This is a genomic window from Sedimentibacter sp. MB31-C6 (assembly GCF_035934735.1).
Classification (GTDB): Bacteria; Bacillota; Clostridia; order Tissierellales; family Sedimentibacteraceae; genus Sedimentibacter.
The window spans coordinates 1,281,843-1,297,854 of sequence record NZ_CP142396.1 but is presented as its reverse complement, the minus strand read 5'-3'; the positions used below and the strand labels follow the sequence as shown (position 1 = coordinate 1,297,854).

The 16,012-nt window shown below is 30.0% G+C and carries 17 protein-coding genes; 15 read left to right on the top strand and 2 right to left on the bottom strand.

Annotated features, from left to right (window positions below; genetic code table 11):
• Positions 1-30 precede the first annotated feature (30 nt).
• The gene (locus tag U8307_RS06195) at positions 31-1,191 is read right to left on the bottom strand and encodes a DUF819 family protein (protein WP_326911138.1); all 1,161 of its coding nucleotides are present in this window, start codon (positions 1,189-1,191) and stop codon (positions 31-33) included.
• A 423-nt stretch (positions 1,192-1,614) separates the two neighbouring features.
• On the opposite strand from U8307_RS06195, the gene U8307_RS06190 reads away from it, so the two are divergent.
• The 7 genes from U8307_RS06190 to U8307_RS06160 all read left to right on the top strand — a co-directional run bounded on the left by U8307_RS06190 (position 1,615) and on the right by U8307_RS06160 (position 8,265).
• Positions 1,615-1,941 carry a DUF3870 domain-containing protein gene (locus U8307_RS06190; protein WP_326911136.1) on the top strand — a complete coding sequence of 109 codons (327 nt, stop codon included), beginning with the start codon at positions 1,615-1,617 and terminating at the stop codon, positions 1,939-1,941.
• 146 nt (positions 1,942-2,087) lie between these two features.
• Positions 2,088-3,458, top strand: a complete 1,371-nt coding sequence (pepV, locus tag U8307_RS06185; RefSeq protein ID WP_326911135.1) for a dipeptidase PepV — start codon at positions 2,088-2,090, stop codon at positions 3,456-3,458.
• Between the two features lie 28 nt (positions 3,459-3,486).
• Positions 3,487-4,578: a dipeptide epimerase gene (locus U8307_RS06180; RefSeq protein WP_326911133.1), complete on the top strand. Its 1,092-nt coding sequence runs from the start codon at positions 3,487-3,489 to the stop codon at positions 4,576-4,578.
• Positions 4,579-4,655: 77 nt separating this feature from the next.
• Complete coding sequence (locus tag U8307_RS06175) at positions 4,656-5,726, top strand: DUF3810 domain-containing protein (RefSeq protein WP_326911131.1); 1,071 nt, start codon at positions 4,656-4,658, stop codon at positions 5,724-5,726.
• Between the two features lie 80 nt (positions 5,727-5,806).
• The gene (locus U8307_RS06170; RefSeq protein WP_326911127.1) at positions 5,807-6,136 is read left to right on the top strand and encodes a DUF1540 domain-containing protein; all 330 of its coding nucleotides are present in this window, start codon (positions 5,807-5,809) and stop codon (positions 6,134-6,136) included.
• Between the two features lie 186 nt (positions 6,137-6,322).
• On the top strand, positions 6,323-7,927 hold the full coding sequence (locus U8307_RS06165) for a gamma-glutamyltransferase family protein (protein WP_326911125.1): 1,605 nt from the start codon (positions 6,323-6,325) through the stop codon (positions 7,925-7,927).
• Between the two features lie 113 nt (positions 7,928-8,040).
• Positions 8,041-8,265, top strand: coding sequence for a DUF3343 domain-containing protein (locus tag U8307_RS06160; RefSeq protein ID WP_326911123.1), 225 nt, complete (start codon positions 8,041-8,043; stop codon positions 8,263-8,265).
• Here U8307_RS06160 and U8307_RS06155 read toward each other — a convergent pair whose 3' ends face one another.
• A complete protein-coding gene (locus U8307_RS06155; protein ID WP_326911121.1) occupies positions 8,266-9,003 on the bottom strand; it encodes a ZIP family metal transporter in 738 nt (245 codons plus the stop codon).
• A 251-nt stretch (positions 9,004-9,254) separates the two neighbouring features.
• On the opposite strand from U8307_RS06155, the gene U8307_RS06150 reads away from it, so the two are divergent.
• From U8307_RS06150 to fabD, 8 genes are all read left to right on the top strand, one after another.
• Complete coding sequence (locus U8307_RS06150) at positions 9,255-10,313, top strand: L-threonylcarbamoyladenylate synthase (RefSeq protein WP_326911118.1); 1,059 nt, start codon at positions 9,255-9,257, stop codon at positions 10,311-10,313.
• Positions 10,314-10,321: 8 nt separating this feature from the next.
• On the top strand, positions 10,322-10,804 hold the full coding sequence (locus U8307_RS06145; protein WP_326911116.1) for a low molecular weight protein arginine phosphatase: 483 nt from the start codon (positions 10,322-10,324) through the stop codon (positions 10,802-10,804).
• 44 nt (positions 10,805-10,848) lie between these two features.
• Positions 10,849-11,304, top strand: coding sequence for a ribose 5-phosphate isomerase B (gene rpiB, locus U8307_RS06140; protein ID WP_326911114.1), 456 nt, complete (start codon positions 10,849-10,851; stop codon positions 11,302-11,304).
• A gap of 2 nt (positions 11,305-11,306) precedes the next feature.
• On the top strand, positions 11,307-12,335 hold the full coding sequence (locus U8307_RS06135) for a glycosyltransferase family 4 protein (RefSeq protein WP_326911112.1): 1,029 nt from the start codon (positions 11,307-11,309) through the stop codon (positions 12,333-12,335).
• A 61-nt stretch (positions 12,336-12,396) separates the two neighbouring features.
• On the top strand, positions 12,397-13,509 hold the full coding sequence (gene wecB / locus U8307_RS06130; protein WP_326911560.1) for a non-hydrolyzing UDP-N-acetylglucosamine 2-epimerase: 1,113 nt from the start codon (positions 12,397-12,399) through the stop codon (positions 13,507-13,509).
• A gap of 199 nt (positions 13,510-13,708) precedes the next feature.
• Positions 13,709-13,939: an acyl carrier protein gene (acpP, locus tag U8307_RS06125; RefSeq protein ID WP_326911110.1), complete on the top strand. Its 231-nt coding sequence runs from the start codon at positions 13,709-13,711 to the stop codon at positions 13,937-13,939.
• Positions 13,940-14,121: 182 nt separating this feature from the next.
• Positions 14,122-15,081: an enoyl-[acyl-carrier-protein] reductase FabK gene (gene fabK, locus U8307_RS06120; protein WP_326911108.1), complete on the top strand. Its 960-nt coding sequence runs from the start codon at positions 14,122-14,124 to the stop codon at positions 15,079-15,081.
• Entirely contained in the window at positions 15,074-16,012 is a 939-nt protein-coding gene (fabD, locus tag U8307_RS06115) for an ACP S-malonyltransferase (protein ID WP_326911106.1), read from the top strand. The genes fabK and fabD overlap by 8 nt, the downstream gene beginning before the upstream one ends.

Below are 16,012 nucleotides of genomic sequence, written 5' to 3'. Positions count from 1 at the left end.
ATAAAATATTATTATCTATAAAAATAATAATTAGAGAATAGATAATATTTTACCTACCAATAATCCTCCGCCAGTTCCAACAATATAACCCATCATTGACATAAGAACTCCGATAGGTATCAAGGCTTCACTGTATGCTGCCGCAAGAATAGGTGCTGAAGCTACTCCTCCTATGTTAGCGAGACTGGCTACACCACAAGTGAATAAATCTAATTTGAACAATTTTGCTATAATTGCAAGTACTAATGCATGAATTCCTAAAATCATAAATCCAGAAATTATATATAAAGGTGCTTGAGTAAGTTCAGCAAAGTTAGCACGTGAAGCTATTAAACCTACAATTGTATACAACATTGTATTTGATATTTGCGAAGAACCAGGTATTTTAGCAATTGGTGTCATAGCTCCAATTACGCCAAGAATAGTTACAATAATTACAGTCCAAGTAGTACCTGATAGGAAATCTGATTGAGGAAGTTTTCCTCCTATAAACGTAGCAATTGCAGAAATAAATAAACTTGTGCCTAAAAGGAAAATCAAATCTGCAAATTCAATATTTTTCCTTGTGTTTTCTTGTTCTTTTGCAAGATTTTCACCAATTTCATCAATTACTGAAGTATCTGCTTTAGTCCACTTTGCAAATTTTAATGCATGAGGCACCATTGCTAATAAAATCATTACCCATATAGAATAATTTATGGAATCCATTAATAGAGCATATCCAAGTTTTGCATCAGATACGTTTAAAGCTCCTTGTACAGCAACCATGTTTCCAGTTCCACCCATCCAGCTTCCGCATAAAGCTGCAAATGCCTTCCATGTTTCTGCTTCATACATTCCTTTGAACACGAGATATGTTACAATAAATCCTATACCAATACTTATTGCTGCTCCAAAAAATGCAAGCAACATCTTAGGACCTAACTTTAGTATTTTCCTTAAGTCACATTTAAGAAGCATTAAAAATATCATTGCTGGAAGTAAATTGCTTTTAAGTATACTATAACTCGCATTTACTTCATCGGTTTTTTGCCATAAACCAAAAGTAGAGAAAAGCATAGCTATTAAGTATATTAAAACGACAGCAGGTACATATTTAAAAAACTTTCCACCATATTTTTTTTCAATCCATACAGTTAAACCAGCAAAAAATATTAAAAATGCAACATATGTAAATCCACTAGTAATCATAAATTTTCCTCCTTGAATTAATAATAATTTATATAAAAAATATTCACCTTCCTATGATAAATATTTTTATTTTTGTATATTCATATGATATATGATGCGCAAATTTTCGAAAAATAAAACGAGGCCATATAAAATAACACTATATTGTTAATTTATATGGCCTCGTTAACGATGATGTTTAGGTTTTAAACATCTTGATAAACAAGTGCATTAATATGTAATTTGGTTTTCAAAAATAAGTATAACTATTTATATTATATAAGAATATTTATAAATAGTCAACTAAAAAATCACATATGTTAGTGTAAAATTACTGTAGGAATTGACTTGATAATAATTTTAAGTTGATGTATAATATAAACAAAATACTAACATATTTTTAATTGTACATTAAATATTATATAAGGTGATGTGTTATGGTTTATGTGTGATAACAATACAGTGTATATTATAGGCGAATCTAGAACTAATATGGACAATGCGATAACTATTATATATAATTCATTTTATATGGGTTTTGAAGTAAATGTTGAGACTGATGATATAGTTGATGTTGGATGTGTTCATACTATAGGTATAACTGAAAGTTTTGTTAAAAAAATTTTTATAGGTAAAAATATGTTAGAATTTGAAAAAGATATTGAAAGCGTTATTAAAAAGCGATATCATGGAACTTCTCAAAAGGCTATTTTAGTTTCATATAAAGATGCCTTGAGAAAATATATAGATATTAAGAAAAAATATTATTAGTGGCTGTTTTATTTATATGATATAGCACAACTGTATTGGAGTAAATAAAAACCAGCAAAAACAAGTATTCTTGTTTTGCTGGTTTTTTTAATTAAAAAATGGAAATTAATAATTATAATATAAAATATATTTAAAGGAGTGATGTTTTGATAGATCAAAAAATACTTGATATGAAAGAAGAAATTATCAAAAGTGTACAAGATTCTGTGAAAATAAGAAGTGTCGAAGAAGAGCCTAAAGATGGTATGCCCTTTGGCAAGGGAGTTCATAATTCATTAATACATTGTTTAAATCTTTCGGAATCATTAGGGTTTAAAGCTGTAAATGTGGATAACATGATAGGATATGCAGAGTATGGTCAGGGAGACGAAATGGTAGCTATTCTAGGACATTTAGATGTAGTACCTGAAGGTGAAGGATGGACTTATCCTCCTTATGCTGCTGAAATTCATAACGGAAAAATCTATGGAAGAGGCACTACTGATGATAAAGGCCCTACAATTGGTGCTTTATATGCATTAAAAGCGATAAAAGATTTAAATATTCCTTTAAAAAGAAGAGTTAGAGTATTCTTTGGACTAAATGAAGAAACAGGAAGCAACTGTGTTAAGTATTATGTTGAAAAAGGTGAAGAAATGCCTGTTTGTGGATTTACTCCCGATGCAGAATATCCAATAATAAATGGAGAAAAAGGTATTGTTACTTGTAAATATACCAGAAAATTAAATCAAAGCGGTGACATGATTTTAAAATCTGTTAAAGGTGGAATTGCCGCAAATGTGGTTCCTGATTTTGCAGAAGCAGAAATAATTGTTGCTGGAAATAATAAAGAAATTAAAAAGCTATCAGATAAAACAGAAGATATAAAAATTGAAGAAAAAGAGAATTCAATAATTATTAAATGCCATGGAGTTTCTGCTCATGGAAGCACTCCTGAAAAGGGTAAAAATGCAATTTCTTATTTAATGAAGTTTTTAGAAAGATTAAATTTCACAGGAGATTTCAAAGAATTCTTGGATTACTATAATGAATATATAGGAACTGATTTAAATGGAGAAAGCTTGGGGATTTATCTAGAAGATGATATATCTGGTAAACTTATATTTAACTTAGGTACAGTTTTAGGAAATGAAAATGAGTTAAGTTTTGAAATTAACATAAGATATCCCGTTAAAAAGACATTTGAAGATTTCAATGACACATTTAAAGAAAAAATGGAATTAGGAAAATTTAAAGAAGTTTATTTACGACATAAAAAAAGCCTTTATGTATCTCCAGATACTGAATTTATTAAAAAACTTCAAAAAGTTTATGAAGAACAATTTGGTGAAAAGGCAGAATTAATTTCTATAGGTGGAGGCACTTATGCTAAGGCTATGAAAAATATAGTTGCATTTGGTCCGATAATGAAAGGTCAGCCAATGGTTGAACATAAACCGGATGAATATATTGAAATTGATTCATTAATGAAAAATGTTCAAGTAATGGCAGCAGCAATAAAAGAGCTCGCTAATTAATATAAAAATATAAATTTGGAGGATAAAAATGAAAATTACAGATATAAGAATAGGTGAAATTTCAGTGCCTTTGAAAACACCTTTTAAAACAGCCCTAAGAACAGTTAGTAGTGTAGAAGATATAATAGTTGAAATTCATACTGATACAGGTCATGTAGGATATGGAGAAGCACCACCTACAGGAGTTATTACAGGAGATACTAAAGGTTCTATTGTAGGAGCATTAAAAGAACATATAATAAAAAATATCGCAGGTATGGATGTTGAAAACTTTGAAGATATTATGCTTAAATTAAACAGTTGCGTAGTTAAAAATTCTAGTGCTAAGGCAGCAGTTGACATAGCTTTATATGACTTATATGGTCAATTGTACAATGCACCTCTTTACAAGTTATTAGGAGGTCATAGGAAAGAAATTATTACAGATATAACTATAAGTGTAAATGATCCTGAAGAAATGGCAAAAGACAGTATTGATGCTATTAGTAGGGGATTTGAAACATTAAAAATAAAGGTTGGCAAAGATTCAGCAAAAGATATTGAAAGAATGAAGGCTATAAGAAAAGCGGTTGGTTATGATATCAAGTTGAGAATAGACGCTAATCAAGGTTGGAAACCAAAAGAAGCAGTTAAAGTATTAAGGAAAATGGAAGATGAAGGTCTTGATATTGAATTTGTTGAGCAACCGGTTATTGCTCATGATATAGAAGGTTTAAAGTTTGTAACTGATAATATATCAATTCCTGTGTTAGCAGATGAATCAGTATTCTCACCTGAAGATGCATTAACAATTCTTCAAACTAGAGCAGCAGATTTCGTTAATATTAAATTAATGAAGACAGGGGGGTTACACAATGCATTGAAAATTTGTTCTGTTGCAGAAATCTATGGTGTTGAATGTATGATAGGCTGTATGTTGGAAGCAAAGGTAAGTGTAAATGCAGCAGTACATTTAGCAGCAGCAAAAAGTATAATAACTAAAATAGATTTAGACGGACCTGTTCTTTGTAGCGAAGATCCTGTAGAAGGCGGAGTAGTATTTAATGAATACAAAATTACATTAAATGACCAGCCAGGTCTTGGCGTTAAAAAAGTTAACGGTATAAGATATTTTAACTAAAGATTATTTTTATTTAAAAAAATAACATATGATAAAGATATAATGATATAATGGTATAAAAAATTAAAGGAAAATATATGAAATATAAGAGAATTTTGTTTTTAATTTTAATACCAATATCATTACTATTAACTCAAATTGCAAAATATAACCAGATGTTTGCGGAGTATTATGCTACTAAAGTATATTCTATTTTTTCAAAGGTGATAGGATATACTTCTTCACTAGTGTCTATATCCTTGACAGAAATTATAATAGTAATATTAGTGATTAGCATGATTAGTTATTTGATTATAACTATAATAAAAACAATAATAGATAAATCTGCTAAATATTTTAAGATGTTTTTTTTAAATATAATTGTATTAACTGCTTGTATTTATTTTTTATTTGTTTTATTTTGTGGTATTAATTATTATAGATATGAATTTACAGCATACAGTGGACTTGAAATAAAACCGTCTACTAGGGAAGAATTAATAGATCTTTGTGAAGTGTTAAAGAATCAAGCAAATGACTTAAGAACAATGTTGGAAACAAATGAATTTGATGTAGCGGATGTATTTGATAACACCTATTACGAAACTTCTATTAGGGCACAGTCTTCTTTTAGTAATATATCTAACACATATGAAATTTTGAAAGGAAATTATCCTGCTCCAAAACCTGTAATGTTATCAAGAGCTATGTCTTATATAAACATAACAGGTATGTTTTTTCCATTTACTTTTGAATCCAATATTAATGTAGATATACCACCATATCAAATACCATCAACTATGTGTCATGAACTCGTACATTTAAGAGGATTTATGAGGGAGGATGAAGCTAATTTTATTTCATATTTAGCTTGTATAAATTCAGGATATGAAGATTTCGCTTATAGTGGTACCATGCTTGCTTTAAATCATAGTATGAATGTTCTTTATGAGGAAGATTACAATGCTTATATAAAAATATATAGTTCTCTTTCTGATGATGTCAAAAAAGATTTAAGTTATTCTAATTTATATTGGAAACAATTTGATACTAAGGTAGCTGAAATTTCAAATAAGGTTAATGATAGTTATTTAAAGGCAAATAATCAGCAAGATGGTGTAAAAAGTTATGGTAGAATGGTTGATTTGCTTTTAGCTTATTATAAGTAAATATGAAAATGCTATAACATTAATAATATTTTATCTTTGGGATAAAATAACATTAATCATCTATGAAAGGAGATAATGTTATGGCAAGAATTAGTTGTACAGTAACGAACTGTTTTTATAATGAAAGACAGGGTTGTACTGCACCAACACTAAAAGTTGACGGAAAAAAAGCTTTCGAAAGCCGTTCAACTTGTTGTGATACATTTGTTGAACAGAAACCTGGTATTAAAAGTTCTGTAGGAGATCCATATAAAAATATGGAAATTAAGTGTGGAGCGGTAAAATGTGAATACAATAAAGATGAAAAGTGCGAAGCTACCAATGTATTGGTAAATGGCAAAAATGCTAAAGTACCTGAAGAAACATGCTGTAGTACATTTAAGTATTTTTTAGAAGATGACAAAAGATAATAATGTAGTATAATATTATGAAAATAGTTTAATACAGCAGACAAAGTCGTAAGGATTAAAAACCTTGCGATTTTTTATTATATTAAAAATAATGTTGCTGTTTTCCACCAATCCCTATTGATAATATATAACATTGATAATATAATAATGTAATAACTAGACATAATAAAAGGAGGCAATAGCAATATGAATTATAATCCTACAGAATTTAAGTATCCATCTAGAAGAAATGTTATGTATGCTAATAGAGGTATGGTAGCAACATCTCAACCTTTAGCATCTCAAGCAGGGTTGGAAATATTAAAAAAAGGCGGAAATGCCATTGATGCAGCAATAGCTACAGCGGCTTGCTTAACTGTTGTTGAACCTACATCAAATGGGTTAGGAAGTGATGCCTTTGCATTAGTATGGACTAAAGACAAACTTCATGGTTTGAATGCAAGTGGGTATTCACCTTATGATATATCTATTGAAAAGCTTAAGAAAAGAGGTTATACAGAAATACCTAAGTATGGTGTTATACCTGTAATGGTACCTGGAGCACCTGCAGCTTGGGTAGAATTGTCCTCTAAATTTGGAAAGCTTCCATTATCAGAAGTTTTAGAACCAGCTATTAATTATGCTAGAAATGGCTTTACAGTTTCAACAACTGTAAAGAGATTTTGGGATGAAGCTTATGATACTTATAAAAAAGAAGATGGCGAAGAGTTCAAATATTGGTTTGATACTTTTACAAAGGATGGCAGAACCCCTAGAAATGGAGAGTTATGGAAACTTCCTTACCATGCAGATACTCTTGAATCCATAGGTAAAACTAAAGGAGAATCATTTTATAAAGGGGAAATAGGAGATAAAATTGATGCTTTTTTCAAAAAGTATAATGGTTATTTAAGTAAAAAAGATTTAATGGATTATAAACCTGAATGGGTTGAACCAATTAATGTGAATTATAGGGGATATGATGTTTGGGAAATACCACCTAACGGTCAAGGACTAGTAGCTCTTATGGCATTAAATATATTAAAGGGTTTTGAATTTGATAAAAAAGAAATCGGTGATACATATCATAAACAAATGGAGGCTATGAAACTTGCTTTTGCTGATGGAATAAAATATATTACTGATAAAAGTAAAATGAAAGTTGAAGTAAGCAAACTATTATCAAATGAATATGGTCAGAAAAGAAAATCATTAATAACAGAAGAAGCTCTTAGCCCTGAAGCTGGTGACCCTAATTGTGGTGGTACAGTTTATCTGTGTACAGCTGATGAAGAAGGAAATATGGTGTCATATATTCAAAGTAATTATTTAGGGTTTGGATCAGGTATTGTAATACCAGAAACAGGTATTGCACTTCAAAATAGAGGAAATAATTTTAGTTTCGACTTAAATCATGATAATTGTTTACTTCCTCATAAAAAAACATATCATACAATAATACCTGGATTTTTAACAAAGGATGGTAAGGCAGTAGGTCCATTTGGAGTAATGGGAGCTTTTATGCAACCTCAAGGACATGTTCAAGTTGTGATGAATATATTAGATTTTGATATGAATCCTCAGGAAGCATTAGATGCACCAAGATGGATGTGGACTAAAGATAAAACTTTTGAAGTGGAAAAGGGAGTTCCAACATATATTGTTAATGATTTAATAAAAAGAGGGCATGACATTAAAATTCAAACTGATGAGTATCCTTTTGGAAGAGGACAAATAATCCTTAGAACAGAAGAGGGAACTTATTGTGGAGGTACTGAACATAGAGCAGATGGTCATATAGCAGTATGGTAATTTTTTAATATAAAATATAGTTATGATTAGATATCTAATCATAACTTTTTTTTATTAGACTAATAAAATTACTATTGATATACTTTAATAATAATTGAAAAGGGGATTGAAAAATGAAGCAATATGGTTATATTACTTTTAAATCAGTATCGTATGCCATGAAATTCGAAGCTGAATTAAAAAAGCATAAAATAAAATTAAAAATTATACCTGTACCTAGAAGCATCAGTTCTAGCTGTGGTTTATGTGGTAGATTTAACAAAGATGATATTGACATACTTCAATCTATTGTTAATGATAATAATTTGGATTATGATAATATTTATTTAAATATTTAGTTATATAGCAAAGGATAAATAACATCCACAAATAAATCCTATTAATAGAAAGATTGCAGAACTTTTTCCCTGATGTAAAATATTAGCTTCTGGTATAAGCTTGTTAGCAGAAACATATAGCATACTACTGGCAGCAGCAGAAAGACAAAAAGCGATAAAGTAATCTGATATTCCTCCTAATATTGCACCTAAGACAGCCCCAAAAGCAGTTGGAAGACCTGTTAATAAAGTTAAAATAATTATGGATAAAGGATTTGACCCTGCCATTTTCAAAGGAATACCAACGCTCATACCTTCTGGAATATTATGAGCAGCTATTAGGATTCCAATTTTTATTCCTAATTCACTTGAATAGAAAGAACTTGAACCAATGGCAACACCTTCAGGAAAGTTATGTAAACTTAAACTAATAATAATTATCATACTCATTTTAATATAACTTAAATTTTTTCCTCTATATTTTTTAAATTTATTTGAAGGAATCATTCTTTCAGCAATAAAAATAATAATTAAACCAATAGCAAGACCTAAAGTCACTATAAAAAACCCACCTATTTCATATGCCTTAGGCATTAAATCAAAGGAAATAATAGCTAGCATTATACCTGCAGCATAGCTTAATAATCCTGAAATGGCTCTATCGCTTGGCTTGTATATTAATATTGATAATATACCTCCTATACATGTACCTATTCCACCAATTATAAATCCTGTTATAAAGAAATTTAAAATATTCAATGTAACCTCCTTGTTAATCATTATTTACAACTATCCATAGCCTTGATAAAATGTATAATGAAATGCATGCGCAATACTTTAATGTTATATTAATATATATGTTTAAAATACAAGATTAAGAAATAAATTGTACAAAGTTTAAAAATTGTTGTACATAATTTAATTGTAGTATATAATCAAACATAAGAATGCAATATTGTACTGAAGACATTTCAAGACTACATAAGTATAAACATAGAAAAGGATATATAATGAAAGACAAAATTAATACAAAAATAGTTAAAATTAATCCAAATAATATAGATTGTGATATCATAAAAGAAGCGGCTGAAATTATTAATAATGGCGGGATAGTGGTATTTCCAACAGAGACAGTTTATGGTATAGGAGCAGATGCATTAAATGATGAAGCAGTGGATAAAATATTTAAGGCAAAGGGACGACCACAGGACAATCCACTTATAGTTCATATTGGAGATTTTGATGATTTATATGATTTAGTTGAAGAAGTCCCCGAGAATGCAAAAAATTTAGCTAATAAATATTGGCCTGGTCCATTAACTATGATTTTCGATAAAAGTGACGTATTATCCGATAAAATATCAGCTGGTCTGAAAACTGCAGCAATTAGATTTCCTTTAAATAAAATTGCTTTAGAATTGTTGAAAGAAAGCAAAAAGCCAATAGCAGCACCAAGTGCTAATACTTCAGGAAAGCCAAGTCCAACAGAAGCAGCACATGTTATAGAAGATCTTATGGGAAAAGTTGATATGATAATAGATGGTGGTAGTACATATATAGGGTTAGAATCTACTGTTGTTGATATGACAAGTGAAGTTCCTATGATATTAAGACCAGGAGGAGTTACGATTGAGGATATAGTTAAAGTTTTAGGTGAATGTGAGTACGATCCAGCTATTATTAAAAGTAACGAAAAAATAATTCCAAAGTCTCCAGGACAAAAATACAGACATTATTCTCCTAAAGCAAAAGTAATACTTTACAAAGGTTTAGTAGAAAATATTGTAGAAAAAATTATAGAAGATTATGAGAAGTTTGAATTAGAAGGTAAAACCGTTGGAATTATGTCTACTGACCAAACTCATAAATATTATAATAAAAAAAATGTTATTTGTGTAGGAGATAGAACAAATTTATTAACTATATCGTCTAATTTATTTAGGGACTTAAGAAAATTTGACCAAATGGGTATAGATGTAATATTAGCCGAGGCAGTTAATGAAGAAGGACTTGGGAAGGCTATAATGAATAGATTAAGTAAGGCCGCCAATAAAACTATTATAGTATGAGGTGAAGTATGAATATATTGTTTGTATGTACAGGAAACACTTGTAGAAGTAGTATGGCAGAAGGAATTTTCAAGGAAATGCTAAAAAAAAATAATATTAACAACGTTAATGTATCATCTGCAGGAATTAGTGCTTTTGAAGGTGAAAGTGCTAATGAAAAGGCAATAATGGTTTTAGAGGAAAAGGGTATTGATATTAAAAATCACAAAGCCAGACAACTTACAGATGAAATGATACAGAAGGCAGATTTAATATTAACAATGACAGAAAGTCACAAAAAAATAGTTAACAGATTTTCTACAAAGGCATCTCATAAAACTTATACATTAAAGGAATTTGCTTTAAAAATTAATAGTGAAATTTCAGATAGTTATAATTTAGATATTGCTGACCCATATGGAATGAGCTATAATGTATACGAAATGAGCATGAGAGAAATTGAATCTGAGCTAAAAAGAATAATAAAAAACATAGATGAAATAGCGAAATAGAAGCAAATAAGAAAGCGGACAAATTGTTGAAAATGGAGGAAAGTATGAAAATAGTGCTTGGATGTGATCATGGAGGCTATGAATTAAAGGAAATAATTAAGGAACATTTAATGAAGAAGGACTATTATGTAATAGATGTAGGTACATATAATATAGAATCTGTAGATTATCCTGATTTCGGAAAAGAAGCAGCAGAAGCGGTTATTAGAAAGGAAGCAGATAGAGGTATAGTAATATGTGGTACAGGTATTGGCATATCTATAGCTGCTAATAAAGTAAAAGGAATTAGATGTGCACTTTGTACTGACGAATATATGGCTAAAATGTCAAGAATGCATAATAATGCAAATATGCTTGCTTTAGGGAATAGAGTAATTGGTAGCGGATTAGCTCTTAATATAGTTGATTCTTGGATTTCTACTGAATTTGAAGGTGGCAGACATGAAAATCGAGTTAATAAAATAATGGAAATTGAAAGGTCAAGAAAAGAAGAGGAATAATAATGACTAATTATATTATAGCTTTTTTATCGGCTTTATTTATATCGTTTTTAATGACACCTCTTGCAAGAAGACTTGCATTTAAAGTAGGTGCATTAGATGTTCCGAAGGAAAATAGGAAAATACATAAAAAGCCAATGCCTTATTTTGGAGGATTGGCAATATATATATCAATTATAGCATGTATGTTTGTTTATATGGAGCATACTGAAACTAATATATATATAATGATAGGTGCAACTATTATTGTATTAACAGGTGTAATTGATGATATGTATGGTATGCCTGCAAAGATAAAACTAGTGATGCAAATTGTTGTAGCATTATTGGCAATAAAGGGAGGCGTATTAATACATTTTATTACAAATCCATTATCAGAAACGGGCATGAGTTACCTATTAAATTGGTTGTCAGTTCCTATAACAATAATATGGATTGTTGGTATAACAAATACTATTAATTTAATAGATGGTTTAGATGGACTAGCATCAGGGGTTGCCAGTATAGCTGCAACTACTTTATTGTTTTCAGCAGCAATTAAAGGGCATTATTTTATTGTAATGCAGTGCGCAATTATAGCAGGCGCATCTTTAGGGTTTCTTCCTTTTAATTTTAATCCAGCTAAAATATTTATGGGTGATACAGGAGCTCTATTACTTGGTTATATGCTAGCAGTAACATCTGTTTTAGGTATGGTTAAAAGTGTAGCTGCAGTTGCTTTGATTATACCTATTTTTGCATTAGGATTGCCTATTTTTGATACTACATGTGCAATTATTAGGAGATATTTAAATAAAAAGCCTATAATGGAAGCAGATAAGGATCATCTTCATCATAAACTTATGGGCAAAGGATTAAATCAAAGGCAAACAGTTTTAGTTATGTATTTTATAAGTATGATGTTAGGGATAGCAGCAGTAATAATAGCTGATGCAGAACCGGCAACAGGTTATTTAGTGGTAGCTACCGTAGTAATAGTTATTTTTTATTTTGCAAATAGAATAGGATTATTTAAGAAAAAAGAGCAATAATAATGTTGAATTAAAACTGCTGTATGCAGAATCAATTTTTACAGGAGGAAGCATGAATAAAATAAAGGTGCTTGTGGTATTTGGGACACGTCCTGAAGCTGTTAAGATGGCGCCCATTGTAAAAGCATTAAAAAATGATGAAGAAAACTTTATTCCTAAAATATGTGTAACAGCACAACATAGAGATATGTTGGATCAAGTTTTGAGAATTTTTGATATTAAGCCAGATTATGATTTAAATATATTTCAAGGTGGTCAAACCTTGACACAAATAACTTGTAGAGCTTTAACTGGTTTAGAAGGAGTTATTGAAGATTTTCGTCCAGATTTAATACTTGTACAAGGAGATACAACTACTGTATTTTCTGGAGCCTTAGCTGCATTTTATCATCAAGTAAAAATAGGACATGTAGAAGCTGGCTTAAGAAGTGGTAATTTATATTCCCCATATCCAGAAGAAGCTAATAGAATGATGACTGGTGTTTTAACAGATTTTCACTTTGCACCTACAGAAACGTCTAAAGCAAACCTTCTTCGAGAAGGTTATAATGAAAGTAAAATATTTATTACTGGAAATACTTCAATAGACGCATTAAATTGGGTAATAGATGAAGACTTTAAATTTGATAATGAATTAATAAATCAAATAGATTTTAACAATAAAAAAGTAATATTACTTACTTCTCACAGAAGAGAGAATATAGGTGAACCTATGGTAAATATTTTTACTGCAATAAAAGATATAGTAGCAGGAGATGACAAAGTAGAAGTAATATATCCTATGCATTTAAATCCAAAAGTTAGAGAAATAGCTAGTGAAATTTTAGGTAATAAGGAAAGGGTACATTTAATAGAACCATTAGATTATCTACCATTTACTAATTTAATGTCTAAATGTTATCTTGTTGTTACTGATTCAGGAGGAGTACAGGAGGAAGCCCCTTCTCTCGGTAAACCTGTTTTAGTTGTAAGAAAAGAAACAGAAAGACCAGAAGGAATTGAAGCAGGAACTGCCAAACTCGTAGGAGTAGACAAAGATACGATATATAATGAATTATATAAATTAATAAATAATAAAGAAGAATACAATAGAATGGCTAATGCTGTTAATCCATACGGAGACGGTAGGGCAGCAGAGTATATAACAAAGTCAATTAAGAAGAAAATGTTGTAGTAGAAACCTGTCGAATAAATAATAATATCGACAGGTTTTCAAATTTGTTATAAGTCTTGTCAATTCTTTTAATAAAATTCTATTGACAAAAGAAAATATTTGTATTATACTTCGAGTATCAAAATATTGGATATAAGATAAATAATATATTCGAAAGAATAGATATTCAAATTAATAAGCAAGAATCATGGAGGAAATTATGATATTAGAAAAAATAGTAGAAATTCTAGAAGAAGAGTTAGATGTTGAAAAGGAAAATATAAAATTAGAAAGTAAATTAAAGGAAGATCTAGGAGCAGACTCACTTGATTTATTTGAACTAATAAGCAATATGGAAGATGAAATGGATATAACCATAGATGAAGAAGATTATGGTAAGCTTGTTACAGTTGGTGATATTGTAAAATACATTGAAAACAAAAAAGCTTAAATAAGTATAGTTAAATAATTATTAAACATCGGAGATATTTTATTTTTGGGATTAAGTAAATTTTCTTGAATTAGATATTGAAGTGATGAAATTGGAAAAACGAGATGTATAATAATACTTCTCGTTTTTTGCAAATTAAATATAAGCAGAGTCTTATATAAATTAAGTACTGAGGAGACTTTATGATTAATACTAAAATATGCAGTCTGTTAAATATAAAATACCCTATATTTCAAGGAGGTATGGCTCAAATTTCAGATGCCTGTCTAGCAGCAGCTGTTTCAGAAGCAGGTGGGTTAGGTATTATAGCAGCTGGAAATAATACTCCTGAAGAAGTAAAAAAAGAGATTGATAAAATAAGAACATTGACTGATAAGCCTTTTGGAGTTAATGTAATGCTCTTAAATAAATACGCAAATGATATAAGTAATTTACTTGCAGAAGAGAAAGTTCCAGTTGTAATCACTGGAGCAGGTAATCCCGGGAGATATATGAAACTTTGGAAGGATGCAGGGATTAAAGTAATACCAGTAGTTCCATCTGTAGCTTATGCTAAACATTTGGAAAAGGCTGGGGCTGACGCATTGATTTGTGAAGGAACTGAGTCTGGAGGTCATGTTGGAGAAACTACTACAATGTGTTTAACACCGCAAGTATGTGATGCAGTTAGAGTTCCTGTAATTGCAGCTGGAGGTATAGCTGATGGCAGAGGAATAGCTGCGGTTTTTAGCTTAGGGGCAGATGGAGTTCAAGTAGGAACAAGATTTTTATCAGCAAAGGAATGTAATGTTCATCAAAATTATAAAAATAAAGTAATTAAATCAAAAGATACAGATACTGCCGTAACTGGTAGAAAAACAGGTCATCCTGTTAGAGTATTAAAAAATAAATTAGTCACTAAGTTTAAGGACTTAGAAAAAAACAATGCTACTGTAGAAGAAATGGAGAGTTTAGGTAGGGGTAGACTTTATAAGGCAGCTATAGAAGGTGATGTAGATTATGGTTCTGTAATGTCAGGACAAATAGCCGGCTTAGTTAAGAAGGAACAAACTTGTGAAGAAATTATTACAGAAATGTTTTATGAAGCGGAAACCTTAATTAATAATCTACATGGATTTATATCAGGAGGGTGTAATGAATAAAACAGCTTTTGTTTTCCCTGGCCAAGGCGCACAATATGCAGGTATGGGAAAAGAATTCTATGAAAACTTTAACGAAAGTAAGGACATATTTGAAAGAGCTAATGAAGCTTTAGGATTTGATATAGCAAAGATATGTTTTGAAGGTTCAAATGAAGATTTAAGTGTAACGAAGATAACACAGCCAGCTATTTTAACAGTTTGCATGGCTATATATGAGGTTATAAAGAATAATAAAAGTAATTCTTTTGCAATGGGTGGTTTAAGTCTAGGTGAATATTCTGCTTTGACAGCTTCAGGAGCTATTGATTTCGAAACTGCAGTTAAACTTGTTTACAATAGAGGTAATTATATGCAAAATGCCGTTCCAGTAGGAGAAGGCGGTATGTTAGCATTATTAGGATGCTCAGATGAAGATGCAATTCGTTTCTGTAATCATGTTACTAATAATTGTGATTTGTTGGAACCTGCTAATTTTAATTGCCCAGGTCAAATTGCAGCTGGAGGAAAAAGCAATGCAATTGAATATGCCTTAAAAGAAACTACAAATTTTAATATAAAGAAAGCTGTAAAACTTCAGGTTAGCGCACCTTTTCATACATCTATGCTTAAGCCTGCAGGTAATAAACTAAAGGAAGATTTATTAAAAGTTAATTTTAAAAGACCTGAATGTAATGTTGTATCTAACGTTGATACAGAATACTATCAGAATGAAGAAGAAATTAAAAGTAAACTTGAAAAACAAGTTTATAACCCAGTAAGATGGGAAGCTTGTGTAAGGAAAATGATAGCTGATGGAGTTAATACGTTTGTTGAAATTGGACCTGGAAAAACATTATGCAGCTTTATAAAGAAAATAGATAAAAGTGTTAAGTTTATTAACATAGAGAATATAGAAACATTAAATAAGTATTTAGAATTATCTTATGCTTAA

Excerpts from the sequence above, each read along its gene's own strand:
- U8307_RS06175 (WP_326911131.1), top strand. The coding sequence starts at position 4,656 with ATGAAATATAAGAGAATTTTGTTTTTAATTTTAATACCAATATCATTA.
- fabD (WP_326911106.1), top strand. The coding sequence starts at position 15,074 with ATGAATAAAACAGCTTTTGTTTTCCCTGGCCAAGGCGCACAATATGCA.
- U8307_RS06165 (WP_326911125.1), top strand. The coding sequence starts at position 6,323 with ATGAATTATAATCCTACAGAATTTAAGTATCCATCTAGAAGAAATGTT.
- rpiB (WP_326911114.1), top strand. The coding sequence starts at position 10,849 with ATGAAAATAGTGCTTGGATGTGATCATGGAGGCTATGAATTAAAGGAA.
- U8307_RS06145 (WP_326911116.1), top strand. The coding sequence starts at position 10,322 with ATGAATATATTGTTTGTATGTACAGGAAACACTTGTAGAAGTAGTATG.
- U8307_RS06195 (WP_326911138.1), bottom strand. The coding sequence starts at position 1,191 with ATGATTACTAGTGGATTTACATATGTTGCATTTTTAATATTTTTTGCT.
- fabK (WP_326911108.1), top strand. The coding sequence starts at position 14,122 with ATGATTAATACTAAAATATGCAGTCTGTTAAATATAAAATACCCTATA.
- U8307_RS06135 (WP_326911112.1), top strand. The coding sequence starts at position 11,307 with ATGACTAATTATATTATAGCTTTTTTATCGGCTTTATTTATATCGTTT.
- U8307_RS06160 (WP_326911123.1), top strand. The coding sequence starts at position 8,041 with ATGAAGCAATATGGTTATATTACTTTTAAATCAGTATCGTATGCCATG.
- U8307_RS06170 (WP_326911127.1), top strand. The coding sequence starts at position 5,807 with ATGGCAAGAATTAGTTGTACAGTAACGAACTGTTTTTATAATGAAAGA.
- U8307_RS06150 (WP_326911118.1), top strand. The coding sequence starts at position 9,255 with ATGAAAGACAAAATTAATACAAAAATAGTTAAAATTAATCCAAATAAT.
- acpP (WP_326911110.1), top strand. The coding sequence starts at position 13,709 with ATGATATTAGAAAAAATAGTAGAAATTCTAGAAGAAGAGTTAGATGTT.
- U8307_RS06180 (WP_326911133.1), top strand. The coding sequence starts at position 3,487 with ATGAAAATTACAGATATAAGAATAGGTGAAATTTCAGTGCCTTTGAAA.
- U8307_RS06190 (WP_326911136.1), top strand. The coding sequence starts at position 1,615 with ATGTGTGATAACAATACAGTGTATATTATAGGCGAATCTAGAACTAAT.